Origin of the sequence: Zobellella maritima (assembly GCF_003075035.1) — a bacterium.
GTDB classification, from domain to species: Bacteria; Pseudomonadota; Gammaproteobacteria; order Enterobacterales; family Aeromonadaceae; genus Oceanimonas; species Oceanimonas maritima.
Genome location: NZ_QCZE01000004.1, coordinates 80,215 through 100,951 on the forward strand (window position 1 = coordinate 80,215; position 20,737 = coordinate 100,951).

Annotated in this window: 17 protein-coding genes; 9 read left to right on the forward strand and 8 right to left on the reverse strand. The window is 61.2% G+C overall.

What is annotated here, in order from left to right; all coding sequences use genetic code 11:
* The first annotated feature begins 1 nt into the window (after position 1).
* Positions 2-1,363, forward strand: a complete 1,362-nt coding sequence (locus DCS96_RS15665) for an efflux transporter outer membrane subunit (protein ID WP_116475341.1) — start codon at positions 2-4, stop codon at positions 1,361-1,363.
* Here DCS96_RS15665 and DCS96_RS15670 read toward each other — a convergent pair.
* Complete coding sequence (locus tag DCS96_RS15670; protein ID WP_116475342.1) at positions 1,329-2,780, reverse strand: aminotransferase-like domain-containing protein; 1,452 nt, start codon at positions 2,778-2,780, stop codon at positions 1,329-1,331. The genes DCS96_RS15665 and DCS96_RS15670 overlap by 35 nt on opposite strands.
* A 114-nt stretch (positions 2,781-2,894) precedes the next feature.
* Here DCS96_RS15670 and DCS96_RS15675 point away from each other — a divergent pair, with 114 nt between their 5' ends.
* On the forward strand, positions 2,895-3,773 hold the full coding sequence (locus tag DCS96_RS15675) for a DMT family transporter (RefSeq protein ID WP_116475343.1): 879 nt from the start codon (positions 2,895-2,897) through the stop codon (positions 3,771-3,773).
* 306 nt (positions 3,774-4,079) lie between these two features.
* Here the strand turns inward: DCS96_RS15675 and DCS96_RS15680 are convergent, their stop codons facing one another.
* Together DCS96_RS15680 and DCS96_RS15685 are read right to left on the reverse strand one after the other, a co-directional pair.
* A complete protein-coding gene (locus tag DCS96_RS15680) occupies positions 4,080-5,807 on the reverse strand; it encodes a bifunctional protein-serine/threonine kinase/phosphatase (RefSeq protein WP_116475344.1) in 1,728 nt (575 codons plus the stop codon).
* Positions 5,808-5,816: 9 nt separating this feature from the next.
* Positions 5,817-7,283 carry a NarK family nitrate/nitrite MFS transporter gene (locus tag DCS96_RS15685; RefSeq protein WP_116475345.1) on the reverse strand — a complete coding sequence of 489 codons (1,467 nt, stop codon included), beginning with the start codon at positions 7,281-7,283 and terminating at the stop codon, positions 5,817-5,819.
* Positions 7,284-7,665: 382 nt separating this feature from the next.
* On the opposite strand from DCS96_RS15685, the gene DCS96_RS15690 reads away from it, so the two are divergent.
* The 6 genes from DCS96_RS15690 to DCS96_RS15715 all read left to right on the forward strand — a co-directional run bounded on the left by DCS96_RS15690 (position 7,666) and on the right by DCS96_RS15715 (position 14,916).
* A complete protein-coding gene (locus DCS96_RS15690) occupies positions 7,666-8,166 on the forward strand; it encodes a YgjP-like metallopeptidase domain-containing protein (RefSeq protein ID WP_116475346.1) in 501 nt (166 codons plus the stop codon).
* Between the two features lie 328 nt (positions 8,167-8,494).
* A complete protein-coding gene (locus DCS96_RS15695) occupies positions 8,495-9,940 on the forward strand; it encodes an aldehyde dehydrogenase family protein (protein ID WP_116475347.1) in 1,446 nt (481 codons plus the stop codon).
* 15 nt (positions 9,941-9,955) lie between these two features.
* The gene (locus DCS96_RS15700; RefSeq protein WP_116475348.1) at positions 9,956-10,942 is read left to right on the forward strand and encodes a membrane dipeptidase; all 987 of its coding nucleotides are present in this window, start codon (positions 9,956-9,958) and stop codon (positions 10,940-10,942) included.
* 17 nt (positions 10,943-10,959) lie between these two features.
* Entirely contained in the window at positions 10,960-12,510 is a 1,551-nt protein-coding gene (locus DCS96_RS15705; RefSeq protein WP_116475349.1) for a BCCT family transporter, read from the forward strand.
* Positions 12,511-12,523: 13 nt separating this feature from the next.
* Complete coding sequence (locus DCS96_RS15710) at positions 12,524-14,203, forward strand: hypothetical protein (RefSeq protein WP_116475350.1); 1,680 nt, start codon at positions 12,524-12,526, stop codon at positions 14,201-14,203.
* Positions 14,203-14,916, forward strand: a complete 714-nt coding sequence (locus tag DCS96_RS15715) for a DUF3726 domain-containing protein (protein ID WP_116475351.1) — start codon at positions 14,203-14,205, stop codon at positions 14,914-14,916. The genes DCS96_RS15710 and DCS96_RS15715 overlap by 1 nt, the downstream gene beginning before the upstream one ends.
* 25 nt (positions 14,917-14,941) lie before the next feature.
* Here the strand turns inward: DCS96_RS15715 and DCS96_RS15720 are convergent, their stop codons facing one another.
* Genes DCS96_RS15720 through DCS96_RS15730 form a run of 4 tightly spaced genes read right to left on the reverse strand, consistent with a single transcriptional unit; the run spans position 14,942 to position 18,395 of the window.
* Positions 14,942-16,255 carry an NCS2 family permease gene (locus tag DCS96_RS15720; RefSeq protein WP_116475352.1) on the reverse strand — a complete coding sequence of 438 codons (1,314 nt, stop codon included), beginning with the start codon at positions 16,253-16,255 and terminating at the stop codon, positions 14,942-14,944.
* Positions 16,256-16,276: 21 nt separating this feature from the next.
* Positions 16,277-16,951, reverse strand: a complete 675-nt coding sequence (locus DCS96_RS18980) for an adenosine deaminase family protein (RefSeq protein ID WP_332870201.1) — start codon at positions 16,949-16,951, stop codon at positions 16,277-16,279.
* Positions 16,849-17,394: an amidohydrolase family protein gene (locus DCS96_RS18985; RefSeq protein ID WP_198650105.1), complete on the reverse strand. Its 546-nt coding sequence runs from the start codon at positions 17,392-17,394 to the stop codon at positions 16,849-16,851. Before DCS96_RS18985 ends, DCS96_RS18980 begins: the two co-directional genes overlap by 103 nt.
* Before the next feature lie 44 nt (positions 17,395-17,438).
* Complete coding sequence (locus tag DCS96_RS15730) at positions 17,439-18,395, reverse strand: LysR family transcriptional regulator (protein ID WP_116475353.1); 957 nt, start codon at positions 18,393-18,395, stop codon at positions 17,439-17,441.
* A gap of 468 nt (positions 18,396-18,863) precedes the next feature.
* On the opposite strand from DCS96_RS15730, the gene DCS96_RS15740 reads away from it, so the two are divergent.
* Positions 18,864-19,535: a Dph6-related ATP pyrophosphatase gene (locus DCS96_RS15740; protein WP_116475355.1), complete on the forward strand. Its 672-nt coding sequence runs from the start codon at positions 18,864-18,866 to the stop codon at positions 19,533-19,535.
* A 215-nt stretch (positions 19,536-19,750) separates the two neighbouring features.
* Here DCS96_RS15740 and DCS96_RS15745 read toward each other — a convergent pair whose 3' ends face one another.
* Positions 19,751-20,737, reverse strand: coding sequence for a transporter (locus tag DCS96_RS15745; protein ID WP_198650106.1), 987 nt, complete (start codon positions 20,735-20,737; stop codon positions 19,751-19,753).

Sequence of the window (20,737 nt, forward strand, 5' to 3'; positions counted from 1 at the left end):
GATGATATATCGCCCCCTTACTCTCGTTTTGGCGCTGGCCGGCTGCGCCCAAGCACCGACCACATTGCATCCACAACTGACCCTGGCCAGCCAGTGGAACCAGCCCGTCGCCGCCACCGCCGAGCTGGATACCCACTGGTGGCAGGGATTCGGCTCTCCGGAGCTCGACCGACTGATAGCGGAAGGTCTGGGCCAGGGGCCGGATGTGCTGATTGCCGCCGAGCGGGTGCGCCAAGCTGAGGCCCGGTTGCAAGGTGCCGGGGCTTCTCTGTTTCCCGCCCTGAACCTGAGCGGCGACAGCAGCCGGGCCTGGTCGGAAAGTGCCGCGGGCAACAGCAGCACCAACAATACCCGCGCCAGCCTGGCCATCAGCTATGAGCTGGATTTGTGGGGCAGACTGAAGGCTGGTCGCGACGCCGCCGAGGCGACTCTGGCCGCCAGCCGGTTTGACGTGGAAAGCGCTCGCCTGACCCTGGCATCCGGCATCGCCGGGGCCTGGTTCCAGCTGCTGGCGCTCAATCAACGGCTGACCATCGCCGAGCAGAACCTGGCCCTGGCCAGGGACAACCTTGCCATTGTCGAGGCCAAATACCGTTACGGCGCCGCCGCCCTGGTGGATGTACAGCGCCAGCGCACCGCCGTGCTGACCCAGCAGGCCAGCCTGCTGCCGCTGGCCGAGCAGCGTAACCAGACCCGCACCGCCCTGGTCATATTGCTGGGACGAACACCCCAGGAGGTCAGCCTGGCCGAAGCCTCGCTGCAGCAACTGGCCATCCCGGTGGTAAGCGCAGGACTGCCCGCCGAGCTGCTCCGTCGCCGGCCGGATCTGGCCAGTGCCGAAGCAGCCCTGGCCGCCGCCGATGCGGATGTCGCCGCGGCCAGGGCGGCACTGCTGCCCGGCATACAGCTGACCGGAACCGGCGGCCTGGCAAGCTCCGCCCTGCTGTCGCTGGCCGATCCGGGCCGGAGCCTGAACCTGACGGCGGCCCTGACCCAGACCCTGTTCGATGGTGGCCAGCGCCAAAGCCAGATCCGGCTCGCCGAGTCCCGCCGGCATGAGCTGATTGAGATCTATCGCAAGGCGATACTGACCGCCCTGAAAGAAGTGGAAGACGCGCTCGGCAATGTGGCGCTGACCGCCGCCCAGGAGCAAAGCCAGCAACAGATAGTGGACTATGCCCGGGAAACCCTGCGCCTGACCGAGCTCCGCTACCGGGAAGGCGCCGAGGAGCTGCTGTCGTTAATCGATGCCCAGCGCACCCTGTTTGCCGCCGAAGATCAGCTGGCGATCATCCGCCAGAGCCGGCTGAATGCCAGCCTGGATCTGTTCAAGAGCCTGGGGGGTGGCTGGCAGCAGCCTTAGCCCCTTCATCCAATGCCTGTGCCAGTGCCCGCCACACCCGTTCATCCTGACAGTGGGCGATATTGAAGCGGGCATAGCTGTCGGCATCGGGCTGGGAACTGAAATGCCGGCCCGGGGCCAGCAGTACATCCAGCTCCGCGGCGATACGGCTCAACCGCTCGGCGCTCTGGCCTGGGGGCAGCCGCAGCCAGCACAGAAAGCCGCCGGCCGGCTTGTGCCATGGGGTCAGTCCCAGTGACGCCAGCCGCTCCAGCACAGGGTAACGGACGTCGTCCAGCCGCCGACGCAGCTGCTCCACATGGCGGCGGTAGCGGCCGCCGGTCAGCAGCCGGTAGATCAGGCTCTCGGTCGAGGGCGAAGTGGACATGCCGGTGATCAGCTTGATATCGGTCATATCGGCAATCAGTGCCGGATTACCGGCCAGGAAACCCACCCGGAAATCCGCCGACAGCGTCTTCGACAGGCTGCCCAGGTAGAGCACCCTGTCGAAGCCGGCCAGGCTGGCATAGCGCAGACTCTGCTGGGTATCGAAATCCGCATAGATGTCATCTTCCAGCAGCCAGCAACGATGCTCCGCCAGGGCGCTCAACACCTTGTGGGCCCGGCTGCGGCTGACGCTGGCACCGACCGGATTGCACAGCACCGAATTGGTGATATAGAGAATCGGCTTGTGCTGCTCCAGGGCCAGCCTGAGCGCCGCCAGATCGGGCCCCTCCAGCTGTCTCGGCACCGCCACCGGCACGGCACCGGCCAGCCGCAGCACCGCCATAAAGTTATAGAACCCCGGATCATCCACCAACACCCGGTCGCCGGGACGCACCAGGGCGCGCAGGGCCAGATCCAGGCCGTGCGTGGCGCTGGCGGCCATCAGGATCTGCGAAGGGGCAGCCTGGATGTTGAGCTGCTCCAGGCGCAGGGACAACTGCTGACGCAGGGCCGGGTGACCCTGGGCCGAGCCATACTCGGTAAGCGGCGTCGGCTGCCGGGCCAGATCCCGCAAGGCGGCACGAATATCCTCATCTCCCAACCAGTCGGCGGGCAGACAACCGCTGCCGGGCTTGAGCCTGAAGCGCTCGGTATCCATCACCCGCCGCATCAGCGCCACCTCTTTGGCCAGGGCGCTGCTGGAGGCATCCACTTCCAGTACCAGCTGGCGAGTTTGCGGGCTGCGCGCCACATAGACGCCGCTGCCCTGACGGCTGACCACCAAACCAGCAGCCACCAGCCGCTCGTAGGCATCCGCCACGGTAAACCGGCTCACCTCCAGCTGCTGGGCCAGCTGGCGAATGGAAGGCAGCCGGCAGCCCGGTGTCCAGCGCCCCTCGCCGATAGCCTGGGTGGCATGGCGCACCAACTGCTCGACAAACGGCAGGTCGGCGGCTTTATCGAAGCGCCAGTCTGTGGCTTGAACTGTCATGGTGAAGCTACCTGTACACTTGGGTCAATTCTGGACAAAGTGTCCTGATTGTCTGGTCACCAAGAGAGTAACCTGATCACCTGTCGATAGGCAAACACTGCGAAGGAGTCTCATATGAAAATCACCACCTCCATCCCTCACCAACCCCTGGCCGGCATGCTGTGGGGCACCCTTGGGGTACTGCTGTTTGCCGCCGGCCTGCCCGCCACCCGTATCGCCGTACTGGAAATGCCCTCGTTGTTCGTCGGCGCCGGGCGCGCCTGGCTGGGCGCCGTGCTGGCCCTGATGCTGCTGCTGCTTACCCGCCAGCGCCTGCCCACCCCTCGGCAATGGCTCCGGCTGTCGCTGGTCGCCACCGGCGTGGTGTTCGGCTATCCCATACTGTCGTCCATCGCCCTGGAAAGCGTCTCCGCCACCCACGGGGTGCTGGTCACCGCCCTGCTGCCCTTGTGCACTGCCCTGTTCGGCGCCTTCCTCAACCAGCACTGGCCCAGGGCCGGTTTCTGGCTGTGCGCCGTGGCGGGCTCGGCGCTGGTGCTGTTCTATGCCGGCCAGCAGGCCCAGGGCCACTGGCAACAGGCGGATCTGCTGTTGTTGCTGGCCTGTGTGCTGTGCGGCATCGGTTATGCGGAAGGCGCCCGGCTGACCCGGGAGCTGGGCAGCTGGCAGGTGATCTGCTGGGCCCTGGTGCTGTCCCTGCCGCTGTTGACTCCCCTGACCTGGCACAGCCGCCCGGTGCTGGCCGACACCAGCCCGGCGGGCTGGCTCAGCATGCTGTACCTGGGCAGCTGCAGCATGTTCCTGGGATTTTTCTTCTGGTACCGGGGACTGGCGTTGGGCGGCGTACCCCAGGTCAGCCAGGTACAGCTGCTGCAGCCGTTCGGCGCACTCTGGCTGGCCGCCCTGCTGCTGGGTGAGAGCCTGTCCGCCCAGACCATCTGGATTTGTCTGGCGGTGGTGGCCTGCGTCGCCCTGGGCCGGCGCTATGCTTGAACCCACTGCCAATCCACTGGCCTGGGTGCAAGGGAATAACGCATCCAGTTCAGGCCGCCGGCCTTAGGGCTTTCATGCCCATCGGATTCAACAGATGAGCTATTTCATCTCGGTTCACTGCCCCTTATAGTACGTCAATTTATTTGGCACACATAGGCAGGCAAACCGTAAACAAGCAGGCTAAGTACATAAACTGCGGGTTCAGCATTGCTGGTATTGCGCTGCGTAACAAAGCCTGCCGGCTAATGCCGTCAGCTACCACGATGAGGATGTGGCTCGCTGCTCAGATCTTTACCGGGATTGGTATCAGTTGCGCGGCAACAACAGCGCCAGCAGCAGCACATTGCCGAGCAGCAGCAGCAGCGACAGCGTTCGCCAGAAGGCCAGCGGATGGCGCTCGACCAGCGGCAGCTGCTGCTCTTGCAGATAGGCGGGATTAGGCTTTCTGATATCGGCTTCAAACTCCGACAGCGCCTGGTAGCGCTGTCCGGGCTGGAGCGACACGGCCCGGGCAATGGCCCGGTCGACCCAGTGAGGCAGCTGCGGCTGATAGTTACGCAACGAGGTATAGCGCAGCCGGTTAAGGTGGCCTTTACCGGTGGCGGCGGCCAGGGCCTCGCCATAGGGCAGCTGGCCACTGAGCATCTGATAGACAATGCAGCCCAAGGCAAACTGGTCCGATTGGGGACTGCCCGGCACCCCGAGCAGATATTCGGGTGCCGTGTATTGTTTGGTGCCGAGCAGGGTATTGCGGGCAATGGGGGTAGCGATATCGGCAATCCCGGCAATCCTGGCCGAGCCGAAGTCGATGATTTTGACCAGCCCCTCATCGGTGAGCAGTATGTTGCCCGGCTTGAGATCCTGATGCAACATATCCAGCCGGTGGAAGGCGCGCAGCCCCGCGATCATCTGGGGCAACAGGCGCCGCACTTCATCCAGGGACAGGGGACCTTCATCATCCAGCTTCTGCTCCAGGGTTCGCCCTTCGATATATTCCAGCACATAGTAGAGAAAGCGCCTGGGTCGCTGCTGCTCAATGGTGCGCACCACATGGGGGCTGTTGATGCGCCGCCCGACCCACTCTTCCAGCTGAAACCGCTCCAGATAGGCAGGATCATCCTCGAAATTGACCGAGGGGGTTTTCAGCACCACCTTGTTGCCGCTGTCGGTATCCACCGCCAGATAGAGCTGGCTGGTCGAGCTGGCGTGCAGCTCACGGATGATGCGATAGCCGTCGAGCACCATGCCCTGTTCCAGCTCAGGCGGGAACGGCAGGGTGGTAAGCCTGGCATAAACTTCCTCCACTTCCGGCCGGGGCAACTGGTCGATACGCAGAACCTGGCAACTGATGTTGTCGTCGCTGCCCTGCTCCAGCGCCACTTCGCATATGTGTCGGGCACAGCGGTCGGGATCGGGATACTGGCGCAGCAGGGTTTTCAACTGCTGGTCGGGCACATGCTCATGGACGCCATCGGTCACCAGCACAAAGCTGTCGCCGGACTCGACCGGAAGCGATTTATAGTCGATTTCCAGACCGTAACCGACCCCCAGGGCCCGGCTCAGGTACTCGCGGTCATGGCCCAGGCGCAGCCGGTGATCCTGGGTCAGCAGCTCCAGATCCCCGCCCCGCCACAGGTAGATGCGGGTATCTCCCACATGAAACAAGTGGGCGGTGGTCGACTTGATCACCACGGCGGAAAAGGTGGTGGCAGCCGCCCTGGATTCGTTCAGAAACTGATTGCCCTGGCCACAGAGCCAGATATTGATGGCGGTCAGCACCTTGGCACCGGACTGCTTGACCGACCAGCTATCCGGGGTACTGAAGTAATCGGAGAGGAAGCTGCTGATGGCAGACTGGCTGGCCAGGCTGGCCAGCTCGCTGCTGCTGATGCCGTCGGCCAGGGCGCAGGCCAGCCCCTTGGCGTCGAGCAGCAGCGGATTGTCCGGGGCATAGAAGCCCAGGGCGTCCTGATTTTCTGGTTTCAGTCCGGCCAGTGAATGCTGGCCGCAACTGGCGCTGAGTGGAGTTGCCACGAATTAATCCTAGTGGACGTCTATCATCTGCACTGTACCATCCGGCAGCACTTCTGCCATCTGGCCGCTCGGCTCATCCATCAGCTGTACCGCCAGCATGGTAATGGCGGCCATGGTGCCGATCATCCAGAAAAAGACCTGGGGAGAAACGAAAGACAGCACCGTCAAGAACACCACGGCACCCACATTGCCGTAGGCCCCCGTCATACCGGCGATCTGCCCGGTCAGGCGGCGCTTGATCAGGGGAACGATGGCAAACACGGCACCTTGCCCTGCCTGAACGAACAGGGAGCAGCACATGGTCACCAGCACGGCGACGGGCAACAACCAGTCGGCATTGATCTGTCCCATCAGGTAAAAGCCCAGGGTGGTGCCGGCCAGGCTCAGAGTCAGGGTCTTCTTGCGGCCCAGCTTGTCGCTCAGATAACCACCGCTGGGACGGGAAACCAGATTCATAAAGGCGAAGGCCGAGGCCAGCAGACCCGCCTGTACCGGGCTGATGCCGAAGGTATCGTTGAAAAACAGTGGCAGCATGGACACCACCGCCAGCTCGGCACCAAAGGTCGACAGATAGGCCAGGTTAAGCACCGCCACCTGCTTGAACTTGTAGCGATGGATCTCCGGCACCGGCTTGTGGAAGACGTCCTTGTTAACCTTGACGATATGATAAAGCTGCCAGGCGAACAGTCCCAGCAGTCCGCCGTAAACCCCGTAACTGGCGCCAGCAGATAACAGGCTGACGCCCTGGGGTGACAGCTTCCAAACTAGCAGGGCCAGCGCCGCATACAGGGGCAGGCTCATCACGATATAGAGCACGAAGTCGCCCTTGCTGGTGACTTCCATGGCACCGGACTTTTTCGGTTTGAAGTAGGTAGAGCCCTTGGGGGTGTCGGAGACACTGAAATAATAGGCAAAGGAATAGACCAGGGCGACGCAGCCGGTTATCCCCAGGGCATAACGCCAGCCGTGTTCGCCGCCAATGAGCAGGGCGAGTGACGGCAACACCATGGCCGCCGCCGCCGAGCCGAAGTTGCCCCAGCCACCGTAAATCCCTTCGGCGAGGCCCACCTGCTTGGCGGGAAACCACTCGGAAATCATGCGAATGCCGATCACGAAGCCGGCGCCGACAAAGCCCAGCATAAAGCGCGCCAGCGCCATCTGCTCAAAGCTGTCGGCGAGGGCAAAGAAGAAGCAAATCAGGCTTGAGAACCCCAGCAGCAATGAATACATCACCCTGGGACCGAACTTGTCAACCAGCATGCCCACGACGATGCGCGCCGGTATGGTCAGGGCCACGTTAAGGATAAGCAGGGTGGATATCTGCTGATCACTCAACCCCATAGACTCACGGATAAATATCAGCAGCGGGGCATGGTTGAACCAGACCACGAAGCTGATGAAAAACGCCAGCCAGGTCATATGCAGGATACGGCTGTTGCCGCTGAAAGATAGAAGCTTGATTCTGGATGCAGACATCTTGGTGCTCTCACTAGCCCGTTAAAACATTGGGTATCCTCCTGCGGGAATCATGCCAATATGACAAACGATTGTTTTGTATTAAAAATAGTATTTGAGCAGGGGCCTTACCGGCACCAGAACAAGGCGCTGCACCAGGAACATGCACAGTCGTTGTGCAAGTCGTCACCACCCCGGAGCCGCTTGCCTCCTGCTAGTGCCATATGCACCTCAGGCTATGTCCCGTTACCGTGCATTGATAACGCCGACACTGCGCCGCAGGCGTTTGCGAGCTGCCGGATCTGCCCGCAGGGAGGGGGGCTACACCATTCCGGACCGGAAAGCGGACAAAGTGCCTCCTTCGCTTTATAATGGGTCTCCGCTCATCCAGGGGAGGCCCGCCGTGAATACCTTGAAATACCTGGCCGGTTACCCGGAACATATTCAGGCCCAAGCCAGCGAGCTACTACAAAACGGCCGGCTGGGCGACTACCTGCAACGCAAATACCCCCTCCGTCACCGGGTACAGAGCGACAAGGCCCTGTACGACTATGTGATGGCGCTGAAAAACCAGTATCTGCGCAAGACCCCGCCCCTGAGCCGGGTACACTTCGACAGCAAGATCAACGTACTCAAGCAGGCGCTCGGCATGCATACCTATCAGTCCCGAGTACAGGGGGCCAGGCTCAAGGCCCATAACAGCATCACCATAGCGGCCCTGTTCAGGGAAACACCGGAAGAATTTCTGAAGATGATAGTGGTCCACGAACTGGCCCACTTCAGGGAAAAGGAACACAACAAAGCGTTTTACCAGTTGTGCTGCCATATGGAACCAGCCTATCACCAGCTGGAGCTGGATACCCGGCTATGGCTGGTATGGCGGCACCAGCAGAAAGTCGCTTAACCTTCTCCCCGGAAGCGCCCGCCGGAGCTGCACCAGAATCCGCTCCCGGCACATACCGGCCACATCATTACGCAATTCAACAAAGCACCTACCTCCGCACATATTATTAGCCTAAATGCAACACTTGAATAACACTTAGGTAATGTCATTTGAGCTTGCTGACCCAGGTTTCCGGACGCTACTGGCCTTTCGTTTACCGCCGAGGCCGCGACACCGAGCGTCCTGCCCTGGTGATAAGCGGACCGACCAGAACATCACACGGGGCAACTTCCCATCACGTCAGCAACAAGCGGTAACCCACTACCCATCTTGCAAGGAGTAACCACCGATGAACGTCAAGCCCGAACAAGCCCTGTATATTGGTGGAAAATGGCAACAGGGTCAGGATGCCCTTGCCAATATCAACCCGTCCGATATCAGCGAAGTGATCGGTCATTTCGCCCAGGCCAGCGTCAGCCAGACTCAGGCAGCCATCGAGGCCGCCAGGGCTGCCCAGCCCGCATGGGCGGCCACCCTCCCCGAGCACAAACAAAGGGTATTACAGGCCATCGGAGACGAGCTGATCGCCCGTTGCGACGAGCTGGGTACCCTGCTGTCCCGGGAGGAAGGCAAGCCGTTTGCCGAAGGCCGGGGAGAAATCTATCGTGCCGGCCAGTTCTTCCAGTATTACGCCGCCGAGGTGCTGCGCCTGATGGGAGAAACCGCCGCCTCGGTTCGCCCCGGGGTAGAGGTCGAAGTGACCCGGGAGCCCCTGGGCGTGGTCGGTATCATCTCTCCCTGGAATTTCCCCACCGCCACTGCCGCCTGGAAAATCGCCCCGGCACTGGCCTTCGGCAATGCCGTCATCTGGAAACCCGCCAACCTGACCCCGGCCAGTGCCGTGGCCCTGGCCGACATCATCGCCCGCCAGGATCTTCCGGCCGGCACCTTCAACCTGGTGCTGGGCAGCGGCCGTGAAGTGGGTGAATTATTGATCAATTCCCGCCAGCTCGATGGCATCAGCTTTACCGGTTCGGTCGACACCGGCCGCCGCATCGCCGCCGCCACCGCCGGTAACCTGGTGCGCTGCCAGCTGGAGATGGGCAGCAAGAACGCCCTGGTGGTGGCCGACGACGCCGATCTCCAAACCGCCGTAGACGCAACCATCGCCGGCGCGTTTTCCGGAACCGGTCAGAAATGCACCGCCTCTTCCCGCCTGGTGGTCATGGACGGTATCCACGATGCCTTTGTCGAGGCCTTGATCAAACGGATGCAGGGCCTGAAGGTCGGCCATGCCCTGGAAGAAGGAGTATTCATGGGGCCCGTGGTTGATGACAAGCAGCTCAATGCCAACCTGGACTGGGTGACCAGAGCCAAGGCGGCCGGCGCCGAGCTGGCCACCGGTGGCGATCGTCTCAACCTAACTCATGAGGGCTACTATATGTCGCCCACCCTGTTTCTGAATACCCGCAACGACTGGGAAATGAACCAGGAAGAACTGTTTGCCCCCATCAGCAGCGTGATTAGGGTGACCGATCTTGATGACGCCATCGCCACCGTCAATGATACCCGCTTCGGGTTGACCGCCGGCATCTGTACCCGGAGCCTGAAAGCCAGCCATGAATTCAAGCGCCGGGCCCAGACTGGCTGCGTCATGGTCAACCTGCCCACGGCCGGTACCGATTATCACGTGCCCTTCGGCGGCCGCAAGGAATCCAGCTTCGGCCCACGGGAGCAAGGGACCTACGCCAAGGATTTCTACACCATAGTCAAAACCACCTATCTGAAACCCTAGGGTATGGAGGCCAGCATGTACCAGGACCATATCATTATCGACGGCCTCCAGTACTGCTACTGGGACCGCGCCCACTTCGAACGGCTCAGGGCCGGCGGGGTCACCGCCGTCCATGCCACCCTGGTCTACCATGAGCTGGCACGCGAGACCCTGACCCGTTTCTCAGAGTGGAACCGTCGCTTTGAACAAGACGCCGACCTAATTCGGCCGGTCATGGGATACCAGGATATCCGGGCCGCCAAGGAGGAAGGCAGGGTCGGGGTCTTCTTCGGCGCCCAGAACTGCTCACCCATAGAGGACGATATCGGACTGATCGAGATAATGCGCAAGCTGGGCCTGCTGATCATGCAGCTCAGCTACAACAACCAGAGCCTGCTGGCCACCGGCTGCTATGAGGAACGGGATCCCGGCATTACCCGCTTTGGCCGTCAGGCCATTGCCGAGATGAACCGGGTCGGCATGATAGTGGATATGTCCCACAGCGCCGAGCGCTCCACCCTGGAGGCCATCGAAATTTCCAGCCGGCCAATCTGCATCAGTCATGCCAACCCGGCCCGGGCCCACGAGGCGCTGCGCAACAAGTCGGACACTGTGCTCAAGGCCCTGGCCGACAGCGGCGGCCTGCTGGGCTTCAGTCTCTATCCTTTCCACCTGCCGGACAAGAGCAAATGCACCCTGGAGCGTTTTTGCCGGATGGTGGCCGATACCGTCGAGTTCATGGGCATAGAACATGTCGGCATCGGCAGCGATCTGTGCCTGAACCAGCCCCAGTCGGTGCTGGAATGGATGCGTAACGGCCGCTGGTCCAAGGCCATGGACTATGGCGAAGGCTCCAGCCAGGATGCGGGCTGGCCGGCCCAGCCCTCCTGGTTCAGGGATGGCGGCGATTTCAACAACCTTTACCGCGGCCTCAAGGCCGTGGGTTTCAATGAGACGGACACGGCGGCAATCCTGGGAGGCAACTGGCTGCGCTTCCTGCAATCCGGGCTTGGCCCTGCATGAATAAGTAGGAGTTGATGATGGCAGACCTAATGAAGATGGCCAAGGAGGCCCTGATCCACGATGAAGGCAAACAGCACCTGGATTGGCCGGTATTGATATTCAGCGGCGGTTTTATCGCCCTGTTTGTCGTGCTGTCGCTGATCAGCCAGGAGCTGGTGGGAGGCTGGGTCAACGCCGGCTTTGCCTGGTCCGTCAAGGTGTTCGGCCCCTACTGGCAGGTGCTGATGCTGCTGACCTTTGTTATCGGCATGGTCCTGGCCCTGAGCCGTACCGGCCGGGTCAGGCTGGGCAACCTGGATGCCCCCGAAATGGATACCTTCAAGTGGATCGCCATTATCCTCTGTACCCTGCTGGCCGGGGGCGGCGTGTTCTGGGCCGCCGCCGAGCCTATTGCCCATTTTATCTCTCCTCCTCCCCTGTACGGTGACGCTGACTCGCCCCAGGGCAAGGCCATTAACGCCCTGGCCCAGTCCTTTATGCACTGGGGATTCCTGGCCTGGGCCATCCTCGGCAGCCTGACCACCATCGTATTGATGTACCTCCATTACCACAAGGGACTGCCGCTCAAGCCGCGCACCCTGCTCTATCCGGTGTTCGGCCGACGCGCGCTCCATGGCCCCCTCGCCAGCCTGATCGATGCCGCCTGTATTGTCGCCGTCATTGCCGGGACCGTCGGCCCCATCGGTTTCCTTGGCCTGCAGATGAGTTATGCCCTCAATGCCCTTTTCGGCCTGCCCGATACCTTCCAGACCCAGCTGATTATCGTAGTGTTGGCGGTGGTCTGTTATACGGTTTCGGCGCTGACCGGGCTGAACCGGGGCATCCAGATCCTCAGCCGTTACAATGTCATCCTGGCGGTCGCCCTGATGGTGTTTATCCTGCTGTTCGGCCCTACCGATTTTATCTTCAACGGCTACCTGCAGGGGGTCGGCACCATGATGCACCAGTTTGTGCCCATGGCCCTGTTTCGTGGCGATGAAGCCTGGCTGGGCTGGTGGACGGTGTTTTTCTGGGGCTGGTTCCTCGGCTATGGTCCCATGATGGCGGTGTTTATCGCCCGTATCTCCCGGGGCCGGACCCTGCGACAAATCGTGATGGCGGTCAGCATCATGGCGCCCCTGATCACCTGCTTCTGGTTCTCCATCGTCGGCGGCACCGGACTGGCCTTTGAGATCGCCCTTCCCGGCTCGGTGTCGACCGCTTTCGAGGGCTTTAACCTGCCCGCCTCGCTGCTGGCCATTACCCAACAGCTGCCGCTACCGACCCTGATCTCTGTGCTGTTCCTGATCCTGACCACCATTTTTATCATCACCACCGGGGACTCCATGACCTATACCATCAGCGTGGTGGTCAGTGGCAGCGAGCATCCCAATGCCAAGGTCCGCACCTTCTGGGGCATCATGATGGGCAGTACCGCCGCTATCCTGATTTCCCTGGGATCCGGCGGTATTTCAGCCTTGCAGTCCTTTATCGTCATCACCGCCGTGCCCGTATCCCTGATCCTGCTGCCTTCCCTGTGGAACGCGCCCAGGGTGGCCAACCTGCTTGCCGACGAACAACATCTGTAGAGGGGGATAAACGATGCAACATCAACTCGATTCCGCTGTCGCCCTGCCGCTGAGGCCCCCTTCCCTGGTGATGGATCCGACCCGACTGGGCGCCATGCACCAGACCCGAATCAGCTTCGTGCGCAGCATACTGCGCAAGATGACCGCCGAGCGATGGCGGCTCAGCAGACCGCGTTGGGACCTCGACGAGCAGGGCCTGGGCACAGCCATCTACCGGCTGGACACACCGCATCATTTTTATCACCTGGTGGTGTTTGCCACCGCGCTGAAAGACGAAGAACGCAATGACAGGGTGATCGCCGAAAAATGGGATGTCACCTTTGCCCTGGTGTTTGGTGAGGTGGATGATGCCACCCTGACGCAGCTCCAGGCCAATGTTCCCTTGCAGGAAGCCGGCCGCAACAACCCCAGGGTCATGGTATTGAGCAGGGCCAACAAGAGTGTACGGGTATTCGAACACCTGGTGAACAGCCTGGCACAGGGTCGTCAGCCGGCCCGGGACGAGCTGGCTCAGGTCGGCTATATACTGCGCACCACCGCCGTCTACGGCAACGGCAAGTTCGGCATCGCCGACTTCGAACTGCTGCAGGACAACCCTGACTTTCATCGCAGCTTCAGCGCCCAGATGTGCGCCGTCTATCTGCTGCGCCAGTTCAGCCTGGACTGGATTCACTATCTGGCCAAACAACGGGGCGGCGCTCGGGCGGCCACCCTGAGCCGCCCGTTGCAACGTTACCTGGGCATAGGCAATGCGACCGGCCTGGGCATGGCCCCCTACCTGCTCAATCACCCCCAACTGGTGGATCAGTGGCTGACCCAACGGGAATCCGCCCTCGCCCGGGTACGGGCCCAGACGGCCACCGACAAGACGGCGGCCCTGGTCTGCCGCCTGCTGGACAGGGCGCACCGCCACCTTACTCAGGTGGTCACCATTGACGAACATCAGGCTGGGCTCAATCAGCAGGCCATCGCCGAGCTCCCCCGGCTGTCGGCACTGGTGGGGCAGGCAAGCGGCCGGCTCTGGGATCAGGTGCTGGAAGAAGCCCAGGTCCGCTTTGGACTCGAGTCCCAGGAGATACTGACCACCTGCATAATGGAGCCCTATCCCGAACTGGTGGATGAGTTCGAAGAGCAGATGAACGTGACCGAAGAGCTGACCCTGGCCCCCGGCCTGACGGTGGCAGACTTCCGTGCCGAGCTGGCCCGGGCCTACGACTGGGCCCTGGCCATCGACTTCCGGCAGCCGGAAAACCAGTATTGGTTCTGGTACCGATCGGCCGAAAAGGAAGAACCCAGGATGGGGGTACGGGGCCAGGAACCGGGCGACGACAAGGAAGTCCGGCTGGATATTGCCCGCCAGGTCAGCCGCCTGGACGCCGCCTTGGCCCGGGATGTCCAGCAGGCCACCATGGCGGCCTTCCTGCTCCAGCACCCTCAATTCCGGGCCATTACCCGCCGGGCCTGGACCATGAGTCAGTGCCGGATGGGGGAGATCCGCATGAATGTACTGGGTCGGGAGTGCCTGCCGATGCAACTGCTGCGCTGCAAACTGTCCATGTTCGGCGCCACCAAGTTCGATCCCCGTTCCTCTCGCTGGGTCCGGGTGACCCTGTTCCAGGGGGCGCCGCTGATGGATGAAGTCCATGATCGGGAATGGCTCTTTCCCTTGTTGCCGAACGAGGATGATGAATAATGCTGGTTTCACATAATGAAATTGTCACCCTCTGCCGCAAGGTATTCGAGGCGCTGAATCGCCAGTGCGGTGAGGGGGAGGTGATCGCCTACATGGTGGCAGAAGCGGAAATGATGGGGCTGGAAGGGCTGGCAGCCTTCGTCAAGGCGCTGCCCTGGCTGGAGCAGGATTGCGACCAGCCCCCCCAAGTGCGGCTGGACACACCACAGCGGCTGGAAGTTGATCTGCGCCGGGCCAGTGTGCTCTGTCACCTGTCGCCGCTGCTGGACTATGCCACCACCAAACTGACCCCGCAAGGGCAGGTGGAGCTGGTGATCCGCCACTGCCACAATCGCTGGCTTTGCTTCGGCGCCCTCTATCAGCTGGCCCGACAGGGGTACTGGAGCACCGCCAGCTGGTATAACGGCAGTGCCCCGCACCATGTACGATTTTATCTGCATGGCGACTCGCCCCGCCCGACGGTTCAGCTGGGCGAAGACAGCGCCGACGACCGGCACAGCCTGCGCATTCTGATCAGCGCCAGCCCTATCCTGCGTGGACCGATACCTGAAGACAGCCGGATGATGGAAAGTGAACAGCTGGAACTGGCCCGCAAGCAGGCCCTTGCCACGGGTATCCGGGTAGCAGACAGCCACTGGAATACCCTGAAAGAGATCGCCGCACGCGGCCTGGTGGAGGCTACCGACGCCTCCCGTCGCGGTGCCGGGGAATAAGGCCGGCACGATTAAAAACCGCGACTCAGTGGGTGCTGGCCACCACATGGAAGTAGTAAACCATGGCTGCCGCAATGGCATAGACCGACCAGTGATCCTCGCGCCAACGACCGGTGGCCAGCTTGAGGAAGGCATAGACCACCATGGCGGCGGCGATGCCGTTGCCCGAGTTGAAGCTGAAGATGGTCATGGCCACGCAGAAGAAAGCCGGCAGATACTCGGTGATGTCATCGTAATTCACCTTCTTCATCGACGCCATCATCGAGATGCCGATGAAGATCAGCGCCGGCGCCGTGGCCACGGTGGGGATCATCGAAGCCAGCGGTGACAGGAACAACATCAACGCAAAGCCCAGCGCCGCCACCACCGCGGTCAGGCCGGTACGGCCCCCCGCCTCCACCCCGGCGGAACTTTCCAGATAAGTGGTCAGCACCGGGCAGGAAAACAGCGCGCCAAAGGTGGTGGCGCTGGAGTCCACATGAAAATTCCTGTCGATACCCGGCAAATTGCCCCGGTCATCCAGGTAGCCGGCTCGGCCGCCCACGCCCAGCAGGGTGCCCAGGGTCGAGAAGAAATCCGGAATAAAGAACGCCAGCAGGAACGGCAGATAGGTCACATCCAGCGCGCCCATGATGTCCAACTCGAACATCATGCCGTCCATGGCACCCGGCAAGGCAAACAGCGACTCGGGCACCCTGGTCACGCCCAGCGGAATACCGATAACGGTGACCAGCAAAATGGCCAGGATGATACCGCCCTTCATCCGGCGAACCGTGAACAGCATGATAAGAAAGAGCCCCACCATGGCCAGCACAGGTCCCATGGCGTTGAGATCCCCAAACACCAGCACGTTCTTCCTGGCGTTGGCCACCACTATGCCCGCCTGCTTGAAGCCGAGCAGGGCAATGAACAGGCCAATGCCCACCCCCACCGACACCTTCACGCTCTGGGGGATGACCCGCACAATGAAATCACGAATGCCGAGAAAGGACACCAGCATGAACAGCACACCGCTGATGAACACAATGCCCGCGGCGATGCTCAGGGGCACACCGTCACCCAGCAGGGTATAGGAAAAAATAGCGGCGCTGCCCAGCCCCGGCCCCAGCACAAAGGGCCGGTTGGTATAGAGGCCCATGGCCAGCGAGGTGAGCACCGTCATCACCAGGGTAACGGTCAGTGCCGCCGGGAAGGGCAGGCCGCCTTTGCTCAGCATGCCGGGAATGACCGCCACAATATAAGCCATGGTGGCGAAGGTGGTCAGCCCGGCGATCACTTCGGTGCGGACATCGGTGCCGTGCTCCGGCAGTTTGAACAAACGATTCAACAGATTCAGCATGGGGGGATTTCCTGTCTGGGATCAAATGGCAGTACAAGGCAAGTGGTAACGGACATGACGCTGCGGCGGGATCACCGGCTCCGCCGTCAGGGCGAACCGCAGTCGGTCGAATTCGGCGGGCCAGTCGTGGCGCCAGCGGGCTTTCAGGGACTCCGGCGCCCAGCTGGCCTCGATGCCGTTCAGCATGCACTGGCGAATGCCGTCCAGATCGAAGCCGAACTCTTCCACCATCACCCGGTACAGTTCGGCGCCGTTGGTGTTGTGCATATGCCAATCGTCGGTGCAGGGCACTATCTTCAGGCCCAGCTCGGCCATTTTGCGGATGGGGTGACGTTGCCGCCATTGTTCCGCCTCGGGCCACTGACTCAGGTAGTAGGTATTGGAGGGGATCACGGTAAAGGGCACGCCCTGCCGGGCGCAGCGCGCGGCCAGTTCCGGGTTGTCGATCACCGTGTAGCCATGATCGATGCGATCCAGTCCGATCAAGTCCAGGCCGGATTCCACATTACGCCAGTGCAAGCCAAACTCGGAACAATGGCCGGTCAGCCGATAGCCATGCTCCCGGGCCAGGCGATAGGCCTTCCAGAAGCCCTCTACCGGCGCCTGTTGTTCCTTGTAGTCGATGCCGATGCCCAGTACATAGGGATGGGGGCGGCAATCATGGCCTCGACCATGGCAACCGCCTCTTCCGGGGATTTTTCCCGGTTGATGGATGGGATCAGCCGCATCACCAGCCCCAGCTCCCGCTCCCGCTCCACATCATCACAGGCCCGGGTCAACGCTTCGTTGGCCTGCCGGTAGGGCATAGACACATCGCTCGGATTCCAGAACGTTTCGATATAACGAATGCCGGTAGCGTGGGCGTCTTCGGCCACTTCCCGGGCAACCCGGTAGTAGTCTTCCGGACGGCGCAACAGGGTATAAAGAAAATGAAGGGCCGCAATGCCGCCCCGGCGCTCGCCGGTGCCGCTCTGGTAGGCCCGGTAGTAGCTTTTGGCCTCCGCCTCCGGCAGGGGCACGCCATACTGGCGGGCCAGATCCTGCATGGTAGACAGCCGCACACCACCGAGCAGGTGATAATGAATGTCCACCTTGGGAAAACGGTGCAGAAATTCGGTAAAGGACACCGGGGAAGTCACTGCCAGCTCTCTTGTTAACAACAATGCGAGGCGGATTATCCCTGTTACGACGGCCGGCAGGAAATGCCGAAACCGATATGGCTGTGCCGGATCGGCATCATGACCCGGCGGGGAGACGGAGCGACGGCAGCAGCCGCCAGCCGCTGGGTCAGCGTCTGCCAAAGCCGTTCGGCCGTCGGACTCAGCGGCGCCTGATGACGATACAGCCGGATCTGATAGGGAATGTGCAATCGGTCGGGATTCAATGGCACCAGGGTCCCCCGGCTCAGCTCGTCGCCGATGAGACAATCGGGTAGCCAGGCCACCCCCTTGCCACGCAGCGCCATGTCCTTGTGCAGCTGGCACATGGAGGTTTCGAACACCGGCTGCAACTGGCTCAGCGCCGGGGTCGGCATCTGTCGCTCAACCAGTTTGGCGCTGAATGAGTCTGCTCTGTAGCGCAAATAGGGAATGGTCCCGGACTCGGGAGTGAACAGGGGGTGTCCCTGTTCATTGGTGCCGCCGACCAGCAGAAAGTCCCCCTGGCCCAGGCAGAGGTTGAGAAAGGGCGGCTGCATCAACGACAGGATGTCAAACGCCAGCAACAGGTCGCACACCCCTTCGGTCAGCGCCTCCACCGCAAAATCCACCCGCAATATGTCGATGGCGCAGACCGGCGCTTCCACCAGCTCGAGCAGGTCCAGCAGTGTGGGTGTAGTCAGGGAGTGAGGCGCGGCCACCCGCACCGGTTCGAAGCTGATCCTGGGGGTCTGCTTCAGCTGGTCGAGCCCGGCGGTCATCTGCTCGGTGAGGTTGCGGGCCAGGGTACGGAACTGGCGTCCGGCCGGGGTCAGGCTCAGCGGGCTGGTACTTCTGTCGACCAGTTGCTGGCCCACCGCGGCTTCCAGGGCCCGGATATGGCGGCCAAAGGCCGGCTGGGTGATATGGCGGGCCTCGGCGGCGCGGGAGAAGTTGCGCAGCTCGCATAGCGCCAGATAATCCTCCAGCCATTTGATGTCCATATCGCTCCTGTCGCTGCCCGGTCAGAATAAAATCGGGGCAATATACCCCCGGTTCACCGATACCTTGCACGTTATCCTGCCGCCGCTAGCCGGTCAACGGCAGCAGCGCCGAACGCCGAACTGAATGCCTGCGAGCGGGCCATCCTGGCCGAGCTGTGCCGACAACTGCCCGGTACCTATGCCCTGTCCGAACGCCTGGGTATCAGCCAGCCCAGTGTGGTGCGTAAATTGCCGAAGCACGGACTGCGTATCGCTCTCCGGGGCCGGACAACATCTCCGGTCTACATGCAGCCGCATGTTGCGATATGGCAGGCACCGCCGTCATCACATCGCTTCCGACATCGTGATACAGTCCGGGTAGACAACAATCAAGACCGGCCCATGGCGCCAGACTGGCCATGCTCATACGCACCTTACGGATAGATGGGCCGGCGGTGACAGGGCGTCATACAGAACCCAAGGATACAGATGAAAAGAAAAACCCTTATGTCCTGGAGCAGTGGCAAGGACAGTGCCTGGGCACTGTACACGCTGCAGCAGAGTCAGGAATTCGAGGTGGTCGGCCTGTTCACCACTGTGAATGAAGCCTTTGACCGGGTCGCCATGCATGGCGTCAGGACCGAACTGTTACAACAGCAGGCAAAGAGTATCGGCTTGCCGCTGGAGGTGATTTCCATCCCCTACCCCTGCAACAATGACCAGTATGCCCAGCGCATGAGGGCTTTTGTTGACAGTGCCAAGGCCCGGGACATCGAATGCTTCGGCTTTGGTGACCTGTTACTCGAGGATGTGCGCCATTACCGCGAGGAAAACCTGAAAGGCTCCGGCATTGAGGCCGTGTTTCCCATCTGGGGCACACCCACCGATAGCTTGCCCAAAGAGATGATCCGCAATGGCCTGCGCACCTTGATCACCTGCCTGGACCCGGCCAAGGTACCGGAAACCTTTGCCGGCCGGGAACTGGACGAGGCACTGCTGGCCGCGTTACCGGAAGGTACAGATCCGTGCGGCGAGTATGGAGAATTCCATAGCTTTGTGTTTGATGGCCCCATGTTCAAGGAAAAAATCGAGATCCGTATCGGTGAAATCGTCAGCCGCGACGGTTTTGTGTTTGCAGATGTACTGTTGAACGACAGCTGACTTTACTCGCTTGCAATGGGCGCAACGAGCCGACGAAAGAAGAGCACGGCGGAAATAAAAATGGCTGGCGCTCACGTCTGCTTTGTACAAAGCGTCGACTGGCCGGCTAAGCATGAGGGTTACCTATCTGGCATGGAGGTGCTATCACCTTGCTCCTCTATGCAGGTAACCCTTTGTTTAACGCAGGGCTTCGGTTGTTAATAAGACGGGCCATGCTAAAACATGATTGGCATACCGAAATTCACCTGAATATCGGGTGCATCCTCCGTTAAACCGGCCTGCAGGTTCATATTGATGGAGGTTCTGTCGGTCAGGGCCAATGAAAAGCCGGTGGTCAGGCTATCCAACTGCAAGACCTCGGCCCCGCTCGCCCGCTTGCCATTGACCCGGGAAATAAACACCGTCCTGTGATTGACCCCCAGGCTGAAAGAAAGACGATTGTTGACAGCAAAGCCCATGCCCATGCCTAAGAAAAAGCTGTCACCCAAATCGACATGATCATTAGCTAAATCATCTCCATCCAAATCCCGACCCGCGTCTGCTTCCAGGTTCCAGGTATAGCCGGCGCTACCGAACAATACCGCAGGATCTGATGGGTAAATCAGGGTCAGACTGGGCTCGATAGCCCAGGCCCCCGAGCCGGTGGGCGGATCCGGAAAAATACCGTCGGCATTCAATGCCTGATCGAAAGGAGAATCCCCCGTATCCGACTTGACCCTGAACCCGCCAATCCAGAACGGAACCGACTCCAGGTTGAATTGATAACGTATGGCCCCTTCGATATCCCCCAGGCCACCGCCATTAGAGGTAAAATTCCGGGTGGTTGGCGCCCCCTCACCAGGCTCTCTCTTAGTATAGGTATCATGGCGGTATACCCAGGGTGCCCTTAACTCCAGTTCAATCCTGTTGGTTAACCCGTAACGCGCCGCCAAACCCCAGGTAAAGGTGGTCAAATCCGCATCTTCGGCTTCGATTAAGCCAACGACCAATGCCGGTAATACACTGTAACCTAGGATGGAAATACGGTTTGAGGTATTCTGGGAATAGCTGAACGAGGGCTCAATTTCGAAATGCCCCTGTGGGGTCAATAGTCCCTGGGTTTCCAGGGCGCTGGCCACCGAGTCCACCACCTGCCGGTCTTGTGCCTGTACCGTGCCCGCAATGGACAACAGCAAGCCGGCAAACATCATTGTTCTTTTCAT

Excerpts from the sequence above, each read along its gene's own strand:
- DCS96_RS15665 (WP_116475341.1), top strand. The coding sequence starts at position 2 with ATGATATATCGCCCCCTTACTCTCGTTTTGGCGCTGGCCGGCTGCGCC.
- DCS96_RS15740 (WP_116475355.1), top strand. The coding sequence starts at position 18,864 with ATGAAAAGAAAAACCCTTATGTCCTGGAGCAGTGGCAAGGACAGTGCC.
- DCS96_RS15685 (WP_116475345.1), bottom strand. The coding sequence starts at position 7,283 with ATGTCTGCATCCAGAATCAAGCTTCTATCTTTCAGCGGCAACAGCCGT.
- DCS96_RS15745 (WP_198650106.1), bottom strand. The coding sequence starts at position 20,737 with ATGAAAAGAACAATGATGTTTGCCGGCTTGCTGTTGTCCATTGCGGGC.
- DCS96_RS15700 (WP_116475348.1), top strand. The coding sequence starts at position 9,956 with ATGTACCAGGACCATATCATTATCGACGGCCTCCAGTACTGCTACTGG.
- DCS96_RS15675 (WP_116475343.1), top strand. The coding sequence starts at position 2,895 with ATGAAAATCACCACCTCCATCCCTCACCAACCCCTGGCCGGCATGCTG.
- DCS96_RS15715 (WP_116475351.1), top strand. The coding sequence starts at position 14,203 with ATGCTGGTTTCACATAATGAAATTGTCACCCTCTGCCGCAAGGTATTC.
- DCS96_RS15705 (WP_116475349.1), top strand. The coding sequence starts at position 10,960 with ATGGCAGACCTAATGAAGATGGCCAAGGAGGCCCTGATCCACGATGAA.
- DCS96_RS15710 (WP_116475350.1), top strand. The coding sequence starts at position 12,524 with ATGCAACATCAACTCGATTCCGCTGTCGCCCTGCCGCTGAGGCCCCCT.
- DCS96_RS15720 (WP_116475352.1), bottom strand. The coding sequence starts at position 16,255 with ATGCTGAATCTGTTGAATCGTTTGTTCAAACTGCCGGAGCACGGCACC.
- DCS96_RS15730 (WP_116475353.1), bottom strand. The coding sequence starts at position 18,395 with ATGGACATCAAATGGCTGGAGGATTATCTGGCGCTATGCGAGCTGCGC.
- DCS96_RS15670 (WP_116475342.1), bottom strand. The coding sequence starts at position 2,780 with ATGACAGTTCAAGCCACAGACTGGCGCTTCGATAAAGCCGCCGACCTG.
- DCS96_RS15695 (WP_116475347.1), top strand. The coding sequence starts at position 8,495 with ATGAACGTCAAGCCCGAACAAGCCCTGTATATTGGTGGAAAATGGCAA.